Source organism: Streptomyces sp. DT190 (assembly GCF_049846985.1).
Classification (GTDB): domain Bacteria; phylum Actinomycetota; class Actinomycetes; order Streptomycetales; family Streptomycetaceae; genus Streptomyces.
The window spans coordinates 133,223-151,857 of sequence record NZ_JBNCNM010000018.1; the positions used below are offsets into that span (position 1 = coordinate 133,223).

Genomic DNA, 18,635 nt, shown 5'->3' on the forward strand with positions numbered 1-18,635 from the left:
CCGGCGGACGGCCCGGTGGCCTACGGCCGCCTGGGAGGATCGGGATCGCGCAGGATGGCGCTGGTGATGTCCGCCAGCGGCTTGCCGGTGCGGAAGGCCTCGGCGCGCATCAGCGCCAGGGCGTCCTCCCGGCTGACACCCCGCCGCGCCGCCAGGGCGCCGACGGCACGCGCGGTGTCGAACCAGTGGGCGCGGACGACGGCCTGCGGTTCCCACGCCGGTGCCCGCGACCCGGTGAGGAGCATCTCGCGGGTCGTCATGAGGGAGGCCGTCACCGCGTCGGCCACCTGGGACGCCTGCTCCAGCTCCGCCTCGCCGAGCGCGTGGGGGCGCAGCGCCAGCAGGTCGACCGTGCCGAGGACGTAGTCGCCGAAGAACAGGGGCAGGGCGTACACGGACACGACGTCCGGCAGCCTCTCCCGCAGCGTCGCCCCGAACAGCGGCCACGGCGTGACGTCGTGGCGCAGGTCGTGCACCGCCACGGGTTCACCGGTGCGCGCGGCGGTGATGCACGGCCCCTCCAGCAGCGTGAACTGGATGTCCTCCAGTGTGAGGGCGTCGTCGTCCGAGGCGGCGAGCAGCTGCCGGGACGGGGTGTCGGTGAGAAGGGCCAGGGTGGCTCCGTCCATGCCGAGCCCTTCGCACACGGCCACGCACACCCGTCGCGGGACCTCTTCGGCGGGCGCGTCCGCCGCGGCTTCGGCGACGATCCGCGCCGCCTTGGCCGCCGAAGTCATCCGGCCTCCCGGTCCGCCGGTGCCCGCTCCTGCTCATGAAGGACCATGCGAGCGAAGTACCCGCCCCGGCCGTGACGATGCCGCCGACCGGCGCACGCACGTGAAGTGCAACCCGTGAGTTGCACCGGGGCTCCGCATGTGCAACTGTGGAGTTGCGGAACACGGATCACGGACGAAGGAGACCCTCATGAGCGAGGACCGCATCGAGCGCGAGACCCTGATCGCAGCGCCCCTGGAGCGGGTCTGGACCCTGGTGGCGCAACCCGGTTTCTGGGCCGCCGACAAGGCGAGCCTGCCCGGCACCGTGGCACGGGAGGGGGAGTCGACGGTGGTGAAGAACCCCGAGCACGGCGACTTCCCCATCCGGGTCGAGAAGGTCGAGCCGCCCACGTATCTCGCCTACCGCTGGACCAGTGCCTTCCCCGGCGAGGAACTGCGTGAGGACAACAGCACCCTCGTGGAGTTCACGCTGACCCGGGAGGGCGACGGGACGCGACTGCGCGTCGTCGAGAGCGGTTTCGAGGCGCTGGCCGGGTCCGAGGAGCTGCGCCGCCGGAACCTGCAGGACCACACCCAGGGCTGGCCCCTGGAACTCGACGCGCTCAAGGCCCGCGCCGAACGGCCCGCCGCGTGACGGAGGAACACCCAGGCGCCGCGGAGGTCGTCGACAGCGTCATCAGCGCGCTGGCCGACCCGACACGACGTCAGCTGCTCGACGTCCTCGCCGCGCGGGGCGAGGCCACCGCCACGACGCTGGCCCAGCACCTGCCCGTCTCGCGCCAGGCGGTGGTCAAACACCTCGCCGTCCTCGACGCCGCCGGGCTGGTCACCGGCGGCCGGGTCGGACGCGAGGTGCGGTACGCCGTGCGGCCCGAGGCGCTGGACACCACTGCCCGCTGGATGGCCTCGCTCGCCGGCGAATGGGACCGCCGCCTGGCACGCATCAAGCGCGTGGCCGAGGCCGCGGAACGGGACGCGCACCCGGCGGCGGACCCCGACTGACCACGCACCCCGGCCGAAGGGAAGCACCTCATGGACGCGGCACCCCTGCGCGGCGCCTACGACACCCTCCTCGACGCGACCGCCCGCCCGGACCTCGGGGCGGCGGCCGACGGAGGGTGGCACGCCGACCGGATCCTGGCGCACCTGCGCAGCGCCGACGCCTCGGTCGCGGCGGTCGCCCTGGCCGGCAGCCGGCCCGTGAGCGGTGGCCCGGGAGGGCGGGGTGGAGGGCGGGGAGGACCCGGCAGTCCTCGCTCAGGGGGGCGCGGGCTCCGCTCAGGGTGCGCGGACTTCGCTCAGGGCGCGATGCCCACCGAGGGCAACCGGCTCCACGCCTTCTCCTGCCGGGCCGTCATGGCCGGCCAGTGCAGACCTCCGGGCCGCGGGTTCACACGGGTGGCGTACGGCTCGGGCGTGAAGGACGGCTCGTAGAAGCAGCCGGTGCCGTAGGTGGCGTCGAACCGGGGGCAGGACGCGGCGATCGAGGCCGGGGTCGGCTTCTTCCCGCTGCGGACCCAGGTGTCCAGTGCCGAGAGGGAGGTGGCGTACTCGGACGGGCTGAGCCCGCTGTGCTCGTGCTCGTCGGTGAAGGTCTGCACGAGGTACCGGTCGCGGTGGGCGCCGCGCAGGGCGGCCCGGTAGGCGGCCTCGTGCTCGACGAAGGCCGTCGGGTCGTCGATGGCGTGCAGGGTGAGGACCGGGATCGAGACGTCGCCGGTGAGGTCGCTGTCCCAGGAGAGGTCGCGCACCGCGGCCGGATCCGCGGCGAAGCGCTCGACACCGGCGTTGAGTGCGGCGTCGTCGTGCGAGCCGGAGTAGACGACGCCCCGGTTGGAGAAGGGATTCCGCCCGCCCAGCCGCTCGTGCACGATGTCGCGGAAGGTGAACGTGGCGAACCTCAGGTGCGATTCGAGGGTCCGCTCGGGGATCTTGGTGACGGCGAGGATGTCGTCGAGGTTGCGCTGCTGCAGCGCCGTGCGCTCCCCGGCGGGTGAGGCGAAGCCGGTGCACTCCTGGAGCCGGGCGCGCAGCCCCGCCGCCGTCATCGTCGAACCCGCGCGCAGCCCCTGCCACAGCGGGTACTGCTCCTCGGACGGCCGGGGGTGGTTGCGGCAGTAGTACTGGTAGACCACGCGCAGGTCCACCCGGTAGTCGTAGCCGCGCGAACCGCCGCCCAGGACGCCGTTGGTGAGCAGCGCGCCGTCGTACGGGCCGTGCTTCTGCGCGCCGTGGACCTCGATGGCCTTCGCGGCGACGTTGCCGCCCCACGACTGGCCGTGGAGGTAGGTCCGTTCCGGTGCGCGGAACTCCTCGACGAACAGCCGGCGCAGGTCCTCGGTGTCGGCCGCGGCCATCCTGGTCCCGTAGCCGCCGCGGCGGTAGGAGGAACCGGCCCAGGCGTATCCCTGCTCGACCATGACGGACCAGCGTGCGAGGTCGTCGACGCTGCGCCCGGGGTCGGACTCCGCGCCCAGGTCCGGTCCGCCGTGCGCGTGCATCACCAGGGAGCCGTTCCACTTCTCGGGAACCGCGATCGCGTAGTAGGCGCCTTCCGCGCTCCGCCCGGTGTAGCAGTCCGCGACGTCCGCCAGGGCGGCCGGACACGGCGTGGGGGACGGCTCTGCGGCGGCGGTCGCAGGCGTGGACAGTGCGGGAACGGCAAGGACTGCGGCGACGAACACACCGAGTCGTCTCATGGGGCGCTCTCCTGACCCTCCAGGCGCGGCTCTCGCGCGGAGGGCTCGCATGCTAGGGCGGACCCCGGGGACAACTGAACGCCAAGGCGATTGAGATCATATTGTTCGAGGCGCCCTCGCCGGACCGGTGAACGGCGCCGGTGGCACGCCTCGTCCGCTGCCGACCAGAGGGGGACGCCGACGCATGGACACAGCGCACGGGCCGGCCGGTCCGGATCGGGGCCCTCGCTCCCCTGAGCCGCCCCGGCACTCGGCGGTGCGCGAGGCCGCCCGGCCCACCGCCGAGATCGTCGCCGGCCTGCGCTCCATCGTCGGCTCCCGCCGCCTTGCGCCCACCACCTCACCCCACGAGCCGCTCCTGGACCTCCTCGTCCACGGCCAGGACATCGCCCTCGCCCTCGGCCGGACCCGCGACATGCCCCCGGCCGCGGCCCGCGACGCCGCCGACCGGGTGTGGACCATGCGCTTCCCGCCCCGCCCGGGGCCCCTGCCGAAGGCCCGGCTCGTCGCCACCGACATCGACTGGACCCGCGGATCCGGCCCGGAGGTACGCGGCCCGATCGGAGCCCTGCTCCTGCTGCTCACCGGCCGCCCGGAAGCGGCCAGGGACCGGGCCGAGCGCACCGGGGAGCCGTGGACGGGGGTCACGACTCCCCGGTGAGACGCCCGGCCTGCCATGGGGCTGTTCGTGCGGAGCGTTCGCCCGCGGCGCTCACGGACGGCGAGCGCCGCGGCCGGGCACCGCGCCGGCTCAGGCGACGAGCGTGCCGCCGTCGACGACCGAGACGACGCCGGTCGCGTAGTCCTGGTCCATGAGGGCGAGGAACGCCTTGGCCACGTCGTCGGGATCGCCCACGCGGCGGAGGGGGAGTGACCGGGCGAGGCCGGCGTACATGCCCTCCCGGTCTGCCGCGCTCATCCCGTCCCACAGCGGCGTGCGGATCACCCCGGGGGCGACGACGTTGACCCGGATCGGCGCCAGCTCCACCGCGAGACTGCGGGCGGCGGAGACGACCGCGCCGGAGACGGCGGCGCCGAGCGTCCAGCCCGGACCGCCCCGGTACGCGGCCGTACCGCTGACGAGGGTGACCGAGCCGTGCGGGGTCAGGTGGGGCACGGCGAGGCGGACGGCATCCAGTGCGTGGAAGAGCCGCAGGGCGAAGAACTGGCGTGCCCGGTCGGCGGTGCAGTCGGCCAGGGGGAGTCCCGTGAGGTTCTCGCCCGCGGTGTAGGCGAGGTGGTCGAACTCGCCGAGGTCGTCGAAGAAAGCGGCGACCGCCTCGCCGGAGCTCGCGTCGACGGTGCGCCCGACGACCCCGGCCGGCAGCTGTTCGAGGGCCTGCTCGATCGACCGCGCCCGGCGCGAGGCGATGGTCACGTGCGCGCCGGCGTCGGCGGCGCGGCGGGCGACGGCCAGGCCGATGCCGCTGCTGCCGCCGAGGACGACGACGCGGGAAGAAGTGGTGATGGTCATGCACTCAGGGTCGGGGTGCGGTGGTCTCCTCGTCCAAGACCCTTTCCGTCGTCAGTGATGCCCGCAGGGTATGAGCGAGCTCGACCGCCCGCACGAGGACGGGCCCGTCACGGCCCACGGCCCACGCGAGGCCCACCCGGCTCGGCGCAAGGCCCGGGACCGGTCGTACGACGATGTCCGGCCGCTGGTAGAAGCGGGCGGTGGAGGCCGGGAGGAACGCCACCCCGGTCGAGGCGGCCACACGCTCCAGCTTGATCTCGACCTCCTTCGGATACTCACCGGCCGACGGCACGTCGAGCCCGCGGGCGACCCGCGCCGCCCGCCATTCGGGGGCCGCGTCAGGGGACTGCAGCAGTTCGTGCCCGGCGAGGGCCGTCACGTCCAGGTCCTCGACGGCGGCCAGCGGATGAGACGCCGACAGGACCGCGACCCTGCTCTCCCGGAACAACGGCTCGACGCGCAGACCCGGGTGGGTGACGGGCAGACGCACCAGGCCGAGGTCGACGCGGCCGTCGAGGATCGTCTCGACCTGGTCGTCCCACCCGGTGCGCACGAGCTCGACCCGGATCCCGGGGAACGACGCCGCGAGGCCCTGCACGATCGGGGTGACCAGGAGCCCCGGCATGAAGCCGATGGCCAGCCTCTCGACCCCCTGGGCGGCGTGCCGGGCGTGCCGCTGCAGCGCTTCGGCCGACTGCAGCAGCCGGCGGCCGTCCTCCGCGACGACGTGTCCGGCCTCGGTCAGGGCCGTGCCCCGCGTCGAACGTTCCAGCAGGGCGACGCCCAGCTCACGCTCCAGGACCGCGATCTGCCGGCTGAGCACGGGCTGGGCGATGTGCAACCGCTGCGCGGCCCGGCCGAAGCTCAGGGTGTCGGCGACGGCCAGGAAGTAGCGCAGGCGCCGCAGATTCAGCTCCGGCATGCGCACATGCTACGGCGCGACGACGGAGCACGGCGCGGCGGCCGGGTGGCGAGGCCCTCGACGCGCACGGTCGGGACGCGTGCAACCACCGCGACCGGCTCCCTCCGGGCCACCGGCCACCCGCGCCGCAGCACCCCGGCCGCCCTCCCCGAACCGGTGGATCGCGCCCCCGACGGCGTAACGCGCACCCCTCACGCGGGGCGGCCCCGCCGGGCCCCGACGGAGACTGCGAGGAGAGAGCGGCCGCCGGCCGACGTCCCCCACCGCCGGGAGCACCGGCCCTGGAGTGATCATGCTCCGTACCACCCCGCCGCCGCGCGTCAGCGTGATCATCCCCGCGTACAACTCCATGCCGGAGCTGACCCGGTGCGTCACCTCCGCCATGGAGCAGACCCTCGGCCCCGAGCAGCTCGAGATCATCGCGATCGACGACGGCTCCACCGACGGCACGGCGGAGGAGCTGGACCGGCTCGCCCGCGGCTTCGCGCGCCTGCGCGTGGTCCACCAGCCCAACAGCGGAGGGGCCGGAGGCCCGCGCAACACCGGACTCGACCTGGCCACCGGCGACTACGTCTTCTTCCTCGACTCCGACGACTACCTGGGCCCCGACGCCCTGCGCCGCATGGTGACGATGGCGGACGAGAACCGCACCGACGTCGTCCTCGGCAGGATGGTGTCCGTGGGCGGACGGGCCGTACCGACGGCCGTCTTCTCGCACAACCAGCCCCGCACCGACGTCTTCTCCTCGCTCGCCTACCGCACCCTGGGCTGCTGGAAGCTGTTCCGGCGCTCGCTGATCGAGCGCCTGGGCCTGCGCTTCCCGCCCTACCGCAACTGCGAGGACAAGCCGTTCACCGCCGCGGCGTACCTCAACGCCGACGGCATCTCCGTGGTCGCCGACTACGACTGCTACTACTCACGCAACCGCGGCAACGGGAACAACCTCACCCGCACCGCCGCCGGCCTCGTCCACCGCATGGACGGCACCCGGCTGTGCTTCGAGACGGTCACCCGCTCCGTGGAACCCGGGCCGCGCCGGGACCGGATCATGCGCCGGCACGTGGAGTGGGAACTGTGCGGGCCGCTGCGGGCCCTGCTGCCCCGGGAGGACGAGCGGGAGGCACGCGAGCGGTTCTACCCGCAGTTCCGGGAGTGGGCCCAGCGCTACGTGACCGACGGCGTGTTCCAGCAGATCGCCCCGCCGGACCGGCTGATCGTCCACCTCCTGCGCGCCGACCGGTACGAGGACCTCATGACCGTGGCCCGGCACGCCGAGGAGGACGCCACCCGCGGCCACCTCGTCGACAAAGGGCGTGTGTTCTGGCGCCACCCCTTCTTCCGGGACCCCGCGAAGGCGGTCCCGGACGCCTGCTTCGACGTCACCGACCGGCTGCCGGTCCACCACGACCTGACCGCAGCGGAATGGACGACCGACGGCCGGCTCCGCCTGCGCGGCCACGCCCGCGTCGAGTCCCTCGGCCCGCTGGAGCCCGCCACCCGCCTGGTCCTGCGCCCGCGTGGCTTCCCGCACCCCGACCTCCGCCTGCCCGTGACCGTCGGCACCGCCCCGCCCCCGGGTGAGCACCCGGGAGGCAGCGCCGACCCGGCAGCCGGCTACTCCGCCGTCCTGGACCTCGGCACCGCGGACTCGGGCGGCCCGCTCGGCGAGGGCGTGTGGGACCTGCACCTGGAGGTGCGGGCCGACGGTGTCGGCAGGACCGTCAGGCTCCGGCAGACCCGCACGGACGGGAACGGCGGCAGGGCGGACCCGCCGCCGCGCGAGATGCCGGCCGCCCTCCGGCCCGGGCGGCGGCCCGCCACCGCACGGCCCTTCTTCACCCCGCACGGCGACCTCTCCGTGGAGATCCGGCCCACGCCCGCCGCACCCCCCTGCCGCGTCACCGAGGTGGCCTGGGACCCGTCCGCCCCCGGCACGCTGCTGGTCGGCGGACGCCTGAGCGTCGAAGGCACCCGCCACGCGGCGGACGTGGCACTGCGCGCGGAGGACGGCGCGGGCCTGGTGCGCGAGGTGCCCCTGCGGTACGCAGCGGCCGGCTCCCACACCGGCTTCACCGCCCGGCTTCCGGTCCGTGAACTGCCCCCGGGGCGCTGGACGCTGACGCTGCGCACCGCCGCCTCGCACGGAGCGGACGACCGGGACCACGGTGTTCCCGTCCCGGCCGCGCTCGCGACGGCACTGACCGGCACCCGCTGGTACAGCGCCGCCCGGCTCGGCCGCCCCTTCTACGCCAGGCCCCTTCCGTCGCACGGTGCGCAGGGGGCGCTGGCGCTGCGCGTGGCACCGGTCGGACTGGCGGTCGCCCTGCGCCGGCGGCTGCGCGGACACCTGAGGTGACGCCCCCCCGCTCTCCGGTCGAACAGCGGCCGGGGTAACGCCAATTGACGGATTCATCTCCCTCACCGTTGGGCAGGGAGCCGGATGAATGTCATGAGCACGACTGCCCTTCCCCCACAAGGAGGTCGATCATGCACGTGCGCACGCTGACCGGCGGCCTGGCCGCCGCCTGTCTGGTCACCCTGTCCCTGACCGGCGGCCCGGCCGTGGCCGCCGCACCCGGCCCGGCGGCCGCTCCCCCCGCCGCCCGGGTCCTCACCTACGACGCCACCGGCGCGGCGGAGTTCAAGGCCGCCGTCGACCGGGGCGCGGCGATCTGGAACGCCAGTGTCGACGCCGTCGAACTGCGGCCCGTCACCGCCGGGCAACGCGCGAACATACGCGTCCTGGCGGACAACGGCTGGCCGCGCGCCCTGCCCACCTCCCTGGGCAACGGCACGGTCTACATCGGCCGCCAGGCCGTCGACCAGGGCTACGACACCATCCGGATCTCGTCCCACGAACTCGGACACATCCTGGGCCTGCCCGACCGCAAGCCCGGACCCTGTTCGAGCCTGATGTCCGGCTCCAGCGCGGGCATCGCGTGCACGAACCCCTACCCGAACGCGGCGGAGAAGGCGGAGGTGGAGAGCGACTTCGGCGGCGCCCTCGCCGAGCGGACCCCGGCGGCCCGCACCGGGGTGATCGTGGACTGACGCCCGCCACCGGTGGACGGCGCCGCGCGGCTCAGGCCGGGCAGCCTGTGCCGTCCACGACGTAGTAGCCGGGCGCGGTCTGCTTCAGGGTGCTGCGGGTGAACGTGTTCCACAGCCCCATGGCCTGGCCGGAGCCCTTGGCATACGTGCTGCCGCCGCTCTGGTAGGCCCGCCCGGCGACCGTGTGGTCGTAGTTGCTCGCCGTGTGGCAGGTGGGCGTGAACCCGGTGGTGGTCGCCGCCACCACCGGGGAGACGCCGCCCGCCGCACCCGACGCGTCCACGGCCGCCGCGCTGTAGCGGTACGTCGTGCCCGTGGCCAGGCCGGTGTCGGTGTAGGAGGTCGACGTCGTGGTGCCCACCCTCCTGCCGTCGCGGTGGATGACGTACGAGGCCGCACCGTCGACCCGCTGCCAGCTCAGGGAGACGGCGGAGTCGGTCGTCCCGGTGACCGTCAGGCCGGTGGGCGCGGGCAGGGCGCCGGTGCCCTCGTCGCCGTCCAGCCCCCAGAACCGGGCGGTGTGGTAGCTGGAGCAGACCGTGTCCAGGTAGTAGGTGCCGGCGCTGCCGCACTGCTCGGGACCGCTGCCCGGATCGACCGCGAGTCCGTGCCCCATGCCGGAGACCGAGTAGACCTCGACGGCGGCACGGCCCGAGGCGTCGTCGTACACGCTCCGCGACGTGCCCCCGCCGAGGCTCTCGGTGCGCGAGGGCGTCTGGCCGAGGCCCCACACGTTCGTCCACTGGTCGCGCAGTTCGCCGGCGTTGGCGGGGACGACGGTGGTGTCGGCGGTGCCCTGCCAGATCGCGACGCGCGGCCAGGACCCCGTACCGGCGGGCGCGGCGGAGCGCACCAGGTCCCCCCACTGCGCGGGGCTCCGGTCCGGCGGGCTGTACATGCAGGTGTAGGCCGCCGACACACTGCTCGCACAGCGCGCCGGGAGCCCGGAGGCGATGGCCCCGCCCGCGAACACGTCGGGATAGGCGGCGAGCATGTTCGCGGTCATGGCGCCGCCCGCGGACAGGCCGGTGATGTGCACCCGCCGGGAGTCGCCGCCGTACAGCGCGAGCGCCTTGTCGGCCATCTGCCTGAGCGACAGGGCCTCGCCCTGGCCGCGCCCGCTGTCGCCCGGCTCGAACCAGTTGAAGCAGGAGTTGGCGTTGTTGGAACTGCTCGTCTGCGGGAAGACCAGCGCGAAGCCGTACGTGTCGGCGAGCTTCGGCCAGCCGGAGTGCGCGTAGTAGTCCTGGGCGCTCTGCGTGCAGCCGTGCAGGGCGAGGACGAGCGGGGCGCCCGCCGGCAGCCCGTCGGGCACGTAGGTGTACATCGACAGGTTGCCGGGATTGGTGCCGAAGCCGGTGACCTGGGTGAGGCCCGCGGCCGATGCCTGCGGACCCGCGGCGAGCAGGCCGCCGGTGAGGGCCAGGGCCCCCGCGGCGGCGGTGACCCAGCGGCGCACGCCGCCGATGACGCGGCGGCTCCCGGAGAAGCGGTACGCGGTGTGCGACTGTCCCATGACGAGTGCCTGCCTCCTGGTGGGGGGAACGACTGCGCGTCGCCGGACCCGCGGGGACCCGGGGACCGGCGTGCCGTGCATCATCGGGGCGTGCTCGCCGGCGTCGACATGGGCCGGACCGCCATGTGTGGCGTGCACGTGTGTGATGGACCTATATGGCCTGGGCGGCGCAGGGTCGTGTAGAGCAGGGCCTCCGCAGGGAAGACCTCGCCCTTCCCCGGCCGCCCTGGCGGCGACCCCCATGCTGAGGCGGTCGAAGGTGGTTGCCGGGCCCATAGGCCGCGGCGGATCGCGGCCCTAGCGTCCCGCGCGTCCCTGTTCCGCAGACCCCGACCGCGGAGGCACCCGTATGCGTCTTCCCACCCGCCCCCTGTCCCGCCCCGGGCGACGCCGACGGCCGGCGGCGGCCCTGGCGCTGGCCGCGCTCTCGCTCACCCCCGCGCCCGCCACGGCGGCAGCGGAGGGCTGCGCACACCCGGCGGGCGTGCGCGTACCGGGCGCCGAGCACCAACAGGCCGCCTGCCTGGCCGAGTTGACCACCGCCGGCACGGTCGCCTCGGGACACACCGACCCGGCCGACTGGGCCGGCCTGACACCGAAGGACCTGACCGTCCCCAGCGGGGTCCCCGGCGTCCAGATCGACGGCTACTTCCCCGACACCTCCACCACCAACACCAACCACGGCTGGCGGCACGACGCCCAGTTCGTCATCCGCCTGCCCGACCGGTGGAACGGCGGCCTGGTGGTGGCGGGCACCCCCGGCAACCGTGAGCAGTACGCCAACGACCGGGCCATCGCCGACCGGGTGCTCGCCCGCGGCTACGCCTACGCGGCCACCGACAAGGGCAACACCGGCCTCGCCTTCCACCGGGACGGAGTGCGGCCCGGTGACGCCGTCGCCGAATGGAACGACCGGCTCACCCAGCTCACCCGGGCCGCCCGGGCCACGGTCGCCCGCCACTACCACCGCCCGCCGGTCCGCACGCTCGTGACCGGCATGTCCAACGGCGGCTACCTGGTGCGCTGGCAGCTGGAGAACCACCCCGAGCTCTACGACGGGGGAGTCGACTGGGAAGGCACCCTCTGGCGCTCCGACGGCCCCACCCTCCTGGACTTCCTGCCCCGGGCACTGCGCCACTACCCCGCGTACGCCGCCCAGGGAGCGGAGTCCGGCGCCGCACGCGCGGCCCTGCACGCCGCCGGTTTCCCGGCCGGGTCGGAGTTCCTCTGGCCATACCACCACCAGGTCTACTGGGACCTCACCCAGCGCCTCTACCGTGAGGAACTGGACCCCGGTTTCGACGGGCCGACGGAGGCGGGCACCCCCTTCTGCGCCCCGGGCACACCCGCCTGCGACGCCGACTACGACTACGCGTCCCGTCCCGGCGAGGTCGCTGCGGCCGTGGCCAGGATCGGGCTGACCGGGCGGATCGGCAAGCCGCTGATCACCCTGCACGGCACCCTGGACGTCCTGCTGCCGATCAGCCGGGACTCCGACGTCTACGCCCGCATGGTGCGCGAGGCGGGCCGCGGCCCGCTGCACCGCTACTACCGCATCGAGGGCGGCACCCACACCGACGCCCTGGCCGACGTGCACCCCGACCGCCTGCGCCCGCTCACGCCGTGCCACGCGTCGGCCTTCACGGCACTGGAGAACTGGCTCTCCTCGGGACACCGGCCCCCGGCCTCCCGCACCGTCGCCCGTCCCACCGGGACCGACCCGGTGGCCCTGGCCAACAGGTGTGCGCTGAGGTGAGCTGATCCCTGCTCCAGGTCGGAGGGAGGCATTGCCGGAACGCAGATACATGACATACTTTTCCGGCAACCGATGACGTGCTCCCGTGAGGGAGAGCCGCAGGGAGGAGCTCGAAGTGCCCTGGGAAGAATCCGCCGCACCCACACTCAGGAGCAACGGCAGCGGGGCCTCCCTCCCGAAGCAGCCCGCAAGCCCTGCCGCGCCCGGAACCGCCGTGGAGCAGTACGCATGGCGGGGCGCCTGGGTCGTCGTCGCGACAGGCGCCTACGACATGGACTCGGTCGGGCCCCTGGCCGAGGTGCTGAAGGCCGCGGCCCGCAGGCATCCCAAGGTGGTCCTGGACGCCTCGGGCGTGACCTTCGCGGACTCGACGTTCCTGAACCTGCTGATCCTCACCCACCGGACGGCCACCTTCCGTGTGGTGGCGCCGTCACCCCAGGTGTGGCGGCTCTGTGAGATCACCGGGGTCGACGGCCTTCTCCAGCTGCGGGCCACCGTCGACGACGCGGCCGCCTCCTGAGGCCGACGGCGCTCCCGGCCCGGGCGCCGGCCGGCACCGTTCGCCTCGGACCGGCGGCGACGTTGCGGCCCGGAAGGTTAGCGTGGAAGACGTGCTGGAGCTCTGCCATGCGCCGGATCCCGGACCGGTGACACCCACCGAGGCGCTCACCGCCACCTGCGGAGCGCCCGGATGACGCGCGCGGACGGCGGCGGCCCCGGGCCGGAGCACCACGACCCGCTCTTCGACGTCCCGCTGGAGGACAGCGCCGAGGACCTGTACGAGAACGCCCCGTGCGGGTTCCTCTCCACCCTGCCGGACGGGAGGATCATCAAGGTCAACGCCACCCTGCTGGACTGGCTCGGCCATCGGCGCGCCGACCTCGTCGGCCGCAGGACGTTCGCCGAGCTCCTCACCGCCGGCGGCAGGCTGTACCACGAGACGCACTTCGCGCCACTGCTGCGCATGCAGGGCGAGATCAGCGGGATCGCGCTGGAACTGAGGACGGCCGACGGCGGCCGGCTGCCGGTGCTGGTGACCTCGACCGTCAAGACGGGCGGCGACGGGCTGCCCCTGCTGATCCGCACCACCGTCTTCGACGCCCGTGAGCGCCGCTCCTACGAGGAGGAGCTGCTGCGCGCCCGCCAGGAGTCCGAGCGCGAACGCGAACGCCTCCAGCAGCTCGCCGCCACCCTGCAGGCGACGCTGCTGCCACCGGTCCTGGAGAACGTGCCGGGTCTGGAGGTGGCCGCCCACTACCACATCGCCTCGGCCGACGAGGTCGGCGGCGACTTCTACGACCTCTTCCCCCTGGCCGGCGGCACCTGGGGCCTCTTCCTCGGAGACGTGTGCGGCAAGGGCGCCACGGCCGCGGCCGTCAGTTCCCTGGCCCGCTACACCCTGCGCGCCGCCGCCGTCTACGACCCCGACCCGGCCGCCGTCCTGCGCAACCTCAACACCGTCCTCAACCACGAGTACTCCGGCGCCGACGACCCCCGGTTCTGCACCGTCGTCTTCGGCCTGCTCACCCCCGACGGCGACCGGAGCGGTTTCCACATCACCCTGGCCGGCGGCGGCCACCCGCCCGCCCTGCTGCTGCGCGCCGACGGCACCGCCGACCACCTGCCCACCCCCGGCGGCCAGCTCATCGGCGTCCTGCCCGACGCCGTGATCGCCACCACCAGCTTCCGCCTCGCGCCCGGCGACACCCTGCTCCTGCACACCGACGGCCTCACCGAAGCGCACACCGCCGCGAGCGGCGGCGACCGCTACGGCGACGACGCCCTCCTCGACTTCGTCCGGGCGCTGGCCCCCACCACCGCGCGGCACACCGTCGCGGCCGTGCGCGACCTGCTCGCCGCGCTCGGCACCGGCGTCGACGACGACGCCGCCGTCCTCGCCGTCCACGCGCCCCTGCCCGGCCGTGCCGAGCGGCCCGGGTGAGCTCAGTCGCAGAACGCGGTGTCCACCGACTTCATCACCGCGAGCGCCCCCTTCGTGGCGTCGCCGAAGGTTCCCGGCAGCGCGGTCACCGCGAGCCCCACGGAACGGCCGTCGTCCGTGGCGCCCCCGCGGGTCTCGTACCCGTCGATGTCGCCGCCGTGCCCCCAGTAGACGCCGCCGCAGCTCAGCGGCACGCTGAACACGCCCAGACCGTACCGCCAGCCCGGGAGCAGCGGGGCGTCGACCGTCGTGCGCATCTCGGCCAGTTCCGCGGCCGGCAGGAGCCCGCCGCCGATCAGGACGCGGGCGAACCGCGCCAGATCGCCCGGGGTGGAGATCAGCTGGCCGGCCGCTCCGCCCCAGGACGGGTCCATCTCGGTCACGTCGATGACCCTGCGGGTCTCCGGGTCGCTCAGCGCGTAGCCGTGCGCGTGAGGGCTGCGGAGGGTCTGGTCGCCCGGCTGCGGCCAGTAGGTGTGGCGCAACCCGGCCTTCCTGATGACGCGTTCGGTTATCTGCTCCTGCACCGGGCGGTCGGTGACGCGCTCGATCAGGAGCCCGGCCAGCAGGTAGTTGGTGTTGCTGTACTGCCACCGGGTGCCGGGGGCGAACTCCGCCGGGTGGGCCAGGGCCGCGGCGAGCAGGTCGTGGGGCTGGAAGAACCTGTGCTGGACCTTCGCGAAGTCCTCCAGGCCCACATACTCGGTGTAGTTGGGTATTCCGCTGGTGTGCTGCAGGAGTTGCCGCACGGTGATGCGGCGGCCGTCGATGCCCTTGCCGCGCACCAGGCCGGGCAGGTACGTCTCGATGGGCTCGTCCAGCCGGACCCTGCCCTCGGCGACCAGTTGCAGGACCACGACAGCGGTGAACGTCTTCGTGTTGCTGCCCGCCCGGACGTAGCCGTCCCGGGGGACCGGCACCCGCTTGCCCAGCCGGGCCGACCCGGCCACCAGCGACCGCGTACGGCCGTCCTTGTTCACCCAGGCCATCACGGCCGGGTACTTCTCCTCGCTCACCAGGGAGTCGATGCTCCTCTGGAGCGGCGACGCCGGCGGCGGGCCCGCCACCGCCGTGTCGGTCACGGTGGCCCCCACCAGGCCCGCCGCCGTCGCGGCCAGCAGCGCCCTGCGCAGCTTCGAGGTGATCGTGCGGTTCATCGGCGTTCCTCCGTCGTCGGGTCCGGCACCCGAGACGTTTCCAGGAACCGCCGTCCGGATCACTGGGGTTGGGCACCGAAGACGGGGTGTACCTGGCACCACCGGTGCCGGACCGGCCGCCGTGTTCCCGACGGCTGATCCGGCACCGGGCGGGCGGGACCGCCGCCCCCCCCGGGCCTACGCCCCGTCGCGGCTCGCCGCCGGACGCTGCCACCAGGCGGCCGTCGCGTCGCGCAGGGTGTTGGTGCCGCAGTGCACCTCACCCATCCCGAGGTGGTACGTGTACCAGTCGTCGATGTACGACACCTTCATGCCGACCCGCCGGTAGGCGGCGGTGACGGCCTCCGTGAAGACGTCCTTGCCGCCGATGACCGGCCCCCACTGGCGCGGGGCGAGGTAACGGTCGCGCGTCAGGAGCACGCCGTTGACCGCGCCGGGCACGTACGCGCTGGTCGTGACGGTCGCCGGAGCCGCCGCCCGCGCGCCGGCCGGGTTCTCGGCGAGCCACTTCTGCTGGCCGAAGTCCCCGAGGCTGTCGACCAGATCGGAGCCGGCCCCCATGCGCGTCAGCCGCGGCACGGGAAGCTCACGGCCCTCGGCGGTGAAGGCCTCCGAGTCACGGGTGTACAGCGCGGGCACCCGCACGACCTCCTCGTCGGTCACCCCCGTCTCGCGCTTGAGGACCTCCAGGTTGGCCGCGATGCGCCGCGCCGCCATCTCGTTGTCGGCCACCAGGTGGCGGGAGGCGAGCGCCTGGTCGATGGTCTCCTTGGGTGCCGGGCTGTCGCTGCGGCCCGGGACGGAGAACATCTTCGTCCTGCCGTGGCCGTCGCGCTGGGCGTCGCGCAGCAGTCGCAGCCCCGCCTGCGGGTCGGCGACGCCGATGCGCCAGCCGCGCGGGGTGTCGGCGGGCAGGAACTGCACGAACTCGTCGACGTGCCCCACCCCCAGCCAGGAGGTGTCCAGCAGCAGCGGGTCCTGCATGCCCTGCGAGGCGAGCAGGGTCCGCATCACCTTCGACGGACGCGCCCCGCTGTCCTTGCGCTCGCCCATGATGATCCGCCCGGCGGGGTAGGAGCGGCCGCCGTGCGCGTAGGGCGGGATGGTCTCCAGGTTGCCCATGGAGTTGAGCGACCAGTCGTCGGGCTCCGCCCGGTCGGTCACCTGCACGACACCGATGTCCCGGCCCCGCACCTTCTCGAACAGCTCCCGGCCCGCGTCCCGGTCCGGCTGGGCCGAACGCAGCATCACGCGCATCACGTGCCGCTGACCGCCCGGCCCGGTCATGCTGACGTACGCCGGTTCGACGAAGTCCTGGGCCCAGGGGTCGGCGTACTTGGTGAAGGTGACCAACGGTGTGGTGATCCCCGCGGTCCTGACCTCCTTGGCGAGTTCGGCCACGAACTTCTGCTGCAGACGGCTGTACGGGCCCTCGCCCTGGACCTCGGTCACCATCACCTGCTGGGTGTTCTGCAGGTGATGGTGCGTCAGCAGGGGTGCGACGCGCAGGGTCACGGCGTCGGCGGTGGACTTCCCGCCGGCCGTCACCGTCAGCCGGACCACCGCGCGGCCGTCCCACTTCGCACGGTCCCGGACGACGTCGGTGGCCTCGACACCGAACTCGGCACCGGCACGCAACTCGGCGGCGGACAACCGCGTCTTGGGTGTCACCAGCACCCAGGTGCCGGCCCGCTTGAGGAAGAGGTGCGCGTGGTCGCCCCCCCGTGGTGAGCTTCAACGTGCCCGTGGCGTCCGCGGGGAGGCCGGGCAGGGGCACGGAACGGACCCGGGCGAGGTCGGCGGCGTCCTGAGTGCCGTTGACCTTCGTGTCGGAGCCGTCGTGGCACGCGGCCAGCTGGGCGTCGGTCAGCGGTCTGCCGCCGGGCCCCGTGACGGGGCACCGCTTGGCGTCGTCGTCGATGTTGGGCAGGTAGACGGCGCCGCGTCCGACGGACCAGCCGTCCTCGCCGTTCTTGTCGCTGCCACCGGTGACATCGACCCGCCCGTCGCGGTTCACATCGGCCCGTAGGTCGGCGCGTCCCCCGGCGCCGGCGGCGTACGCCGGGCCGGCCGGCCCGGCCAGCACGGATCCCGCGGCGGCGATGGCCAGCACCACCGACCCGGCCGGGTACAGGCGCGGACGTATACGTGTACGTGAACGCACAACAGCTTCCTCTCAGTTGCGGGCTTTCGCCCTGCAAGAGGAGGGAGAGTGGCTGTGCGTTCACTGTGAGGCGGGAGTCGTCTCCTGCCCGGGGTTCCCGGCCCTGCGGATGCTGCGAGCCGCGCCCGGGCCCGCCGCGGTCACGGGCTCGGTGCCGCCTGCTGGTCGACGGCGACGCCCAGGCGGTCCGCCACGGCCGTGAGGGCCGCGCCCAGGGGGAGCGAGACCCGGGTGCGGGCGTGCTGGTCGCCCCGGGTCGGGTCCAGGTTGACGATCAGCACCGGCTTTCCGGCCTGTGCCGCCTGACGGACGAAGCGGAGCCCGGACATCACCGTCAGGGAGGACCCCAGGACCAGCAGTGAGGCCGCCGCGCGGACCAGCTCGCGGCAGTGCTCGACGCGCTGCGGCGGAACGGATTCGCCGAAGAACACCACGTCCGGTTTGAGGACGCCGCCGCAGACCGCGCAGGGCACCACCCGGAAGCCGGCGACCTGCTCGTCCGTGAGGTCGGCGTCGCCGTCCGGATTGATGCCGGCGGCGACGGGCCGGAACCCCGGATTGGCCTCCTCCAGCCGCCGGGCGAGCTCGCGGCGCGGGCTGCGGGCGCCGCAGGAGAGGCAGACGACCCGGTCCAGGGCTCCGTGGAGTTCCACGACGTCCTCGCTGCCCGCGGCCTGGTGCAGGCCGTCCACGTTCTGCGTGACGACGCCCGCGAGCAGGCCGTGCCGCCCGAACGCGGCCACGGCCCGGTGCCCGGCGTTGGGGAGGGCCCGGCCGAAGGTGCGCCAGCCGAGGTGGCTGCGCGCCCAGTACCGGCGCCTGGCCTGCGCACCGGCGACGAAGTCCTGGTAGGTCATCGGCGTGTGCCTGCTCAGGCTCCCGCCCTCACCCCGGTAGTCGGGGATCCCCGACTCCGTGGACAGGCCCGCCCCGCTGAGCACGAGCACACCGCCGGCGCCCAGCGCGTCGACGACCGGCTCCAGGTCCGTGGTGCCCGGCGGCAGGTCCTCGCCGGGGGTCCAGCTCAGGGTGGGGCGCATGCGCATGCCGTCAGGGTACGGAACGACGGCGCCCGACGGGCGGCGCGGCCTCCGGGAGGGCCGGCGGGCGGACCGTCCGGGCGGTGGCCGCACACCGCCGTGTCCACCCGGTTGCGCCCCGCCGGTGCTGAAACGCTCGGAACGGGACAGACGGTCGGACAGCGGCGCGTGCCCGTG

At 74.1% G+C, this 18,635-nt stretch carries 15 protein-coding genes and 1 pseudogene; 8 read left to right on the forward strand and 8 right to left on the reverse strand.

Features of this window, described 5'->3' with window-relative positions; translation table 11 throughout:
• Positions 1-20: 20 nt before the first annotated feature.
• The gene (locus tag ACPXCS_RS27985; RefSeq protein ID WP_425950663.1) at positions 21-737 is read right to left on the reverse strand and encodes a GAF and ANTAR domain-containing protein; all 717 of its coding nucleotides are present in this window, start codon (positions 735-737) and stop codon (positions 21-23) included.
• Positions 738-924: 187 nt separating this feature from the next.
• Between ACPXCS_RS27985 and ACPXCS_RS27990 the strand changes: the two genes are divergently transcribed.
• Together ACPXCS_RS27990 and ACPXCS_RS27995 are read left to right on the forward strand one after the other, a co-directional pair.
• Positions 925-1,371 (forward strand): SRPBCC domain-containing protein, encoded by a 447-nt coding sequence (locus tag ACPXCS_RS27990; RefSeq protein WP_425950664.1) that lies wholly within the window; start codon positions 925-927, stop codon positions 1,369-1,371.
• The gene (locus ACPXCS_RS27995; protein ID WP_425950665.1) at positions 1,368-1,739 is read left to right on the forward strand and encodes an ArsR/SmtB family transcription factor; all 372 of its coding nucleotides are present in this window, start codon (positions 1,368-1,370) and stop codon (positions 1,737-1,739) included. The genes ACPXCS_RS27990 and ACPXCS_RS27995 overlap by 4 nt, the downstream gene beginning before the upstream one ends.
• A 296-nt stretch (positions 1,740-2,035) precedes the next feature.
• Here the strand turns inward: ACPXCS_RS27995 and ACPXCS_RS28000 are convergent, their stop codons facing one another.
• Positions 2,036-3,436, reverse strand: a complete 1,401-nt coding sequence (locus ACPXCS_RS28000; RefSeq protein WP_425950666.1) for a hypothetical protein — start codon at positions 3,434-3,436, stop codon at positions 2,036-2,038.
• Between the two features lie 184 nt (positions 3,437-3,620).
• Between ACPXCS_RS28000 and ACPXCS_RS28005 the strand changes: the two genes are divergently transcribed.
• The gene (locus tag ACPXCS_RS28005; protein WP_425950667.1) at positions 3,621-4,097 is read left to right on the forward strand and encodes a maleylpyruvate isomerase family mycothiol-dependent enzyme; all 477 of its coding nucleotides are present in this window, start codon (positions 3,621-3,623) and stop codon (positions 4,095-4,097) included.
• 90 nt (positions 4,098-4,187) lie between these two features.
• Here ACPXCS_RS28005 and ACPXCS_RS28010 read toward each other — a convergent pair whose 3' ends face one another.
• The gene (locus ACPXCS_RS28010; RefSeq protein ID WP_425950668.1) at positions 4,188-4,910 is read right to left on the reverse strand and encodes an SDR family oxidoreductase; all 723 of its coding nucleotides are present in this window, start codon (positions 4,908-4,910) and stop codon (positions 4,188-4,190) included.
• Between the two features lie 4 nt (positions 4,911-4,914).
• Complete coding sequence (locus ACPXCS_RS28015; protein WP_425950669.1) at positions 4,915-5,832, reverse strand: LysR family transcriptional regulator; 918 nt, start codon at positions 5,830-5,832, stop codon at positions 4,915-4,917.
• A gap of 292 nt (positions 5,833-6,124) precedes the next feature.
• Between ACPXCS_RS28015 and ACPXCS_RS28020 the strand changes: the two genes are divergently transcribed.
• Positions 6,125-8,188 (forward strand): glycosyltransferase, encoded by a 2,064-nt coding sequence (locus ACPXCS_RS28020; protein WP_425950670.1) that lies wholly within the window; start codon positions 6,125-6,127, stop codon positions 8,186-8,188.
• Between the two features lie 131 nt (positions 8,189-8,319).
• Positions 8,320-8,883 (forward strand): snapalysin family zinc-dependent metalloprotease, encoded by a 564-nt coding sequence (locus tag ACPXCS_RS28025; RefSeq protein WP_425950671.1) that lies wholly within the window; start codon positions 8,320-8,322, stop codon positions 8,881-8,883.
• A gap of 31 nt (positions 8,884-8,914) precedes the next feature.
• Here the strand turns inward: ACPXCS_RS28025 and ACPXCS_RS28030 are convergent, their stop codons facing one another.
• Positions 8,915-10,399, reverse strand: coding sequence for an extracellular catalytic domain type 1 short-chain-length polyhydroxyalkanoate depolymerase (locus tag ACPXCS_RS28030; protein ID WP_425950672.1), 1,485 nt, complete (start codon positions 10,397-10,399; stop codon positions 8,915-8,917).
• 349 nt (positions 10,400-10,748) lie between these two features.
• On the opposite strand from ACPXCS_RS28030, the gene ACPXCS_RS28035 reads away from it, so the two are divergent.
• From ACPXCS_RS28035 to ACPXCS_RS28045, 3 genes are all read left to right on the forward strand, one after another.
• Positions 10,749-12,155: a tannase/feruloyl esterase family alpha/beta hydrolase gene (locus ACPXCS_RS28035; protein WP_425950673.1), complete on the forward strand. Its 1,407-nt coding sequence runs from the start codon at positions 10,749-10,751 to the stop codon at positions 12,153-12,155.
• A 214-nt stretch (positions 12,156-12,369) separates the two neighbouring features.
• Complete coding sequence (locus ACPXCS_RS28040) at positions 12,370-12,675, forward strand: STAS domain-containing protein (protein ID WP_425950674.1); 306 nt, start codon at positions 12,370-12,372, stop codon at positions 12,673-12,675.
• A 171-nt stretch (positions 12,676-12,846) separates the two neighbouring features.
• Positions 12,847-14,097, forward strand: coding sequence for a PP2C family protein-serine/threonine phosphatase (locus ACPXCS_RS28045; RefSeq protein WP_425950675.1), 1,251 nt, complete (start codon positions 12,847-12,849; stop codon positions 14,095-14,097).
• A 2-nt stretch (positions 14,098-14,099) separates the two neighbouring features.
• On the opposite strand, the gene ACPXCS_RS28050 is transcribed toward ACPXCS_RS28045, so the two are convergent.
• From ACPXCS_RS28050 to ACPXCS_RS28060, 3 genes and pseudogenes are all read right to left on the reverse strand, one after another.
• A complete protein-coding gene (locus tag ACPXCS_RS28050; RefSeq protein WP_425950676.1) occupies positions 14,100-15,254 on the reverse strand; it encodes a serine hydrolase domain-containing protein in 1,155 nt (384 codons plus the stop codon).
• Between the two features lie 177 nt (positions 15,255-15,431).
• Positions 15,432-17,418 (reverse strand): annotated as a pseudogene (locus ACPXCS_RS28055) (protein-arginine deiminase domain-containing protein).
• A gap of 140 nt (positions 17,419-17,558) precedes the next feature.
• Positions 17,559-18,464: an NAD-dependent protein deacetylase gene (locus tag ACPXCS_RS28060; protein ID WP_425950677.1), complete on the reverse strand. Its 906-nt coding sequence runs from the start codon at positions 18,462-18,464 to the stop codon at positions 17,559-17,561.
• Positions 18,465-18,635: the final 171 nt, after the last annotated feature.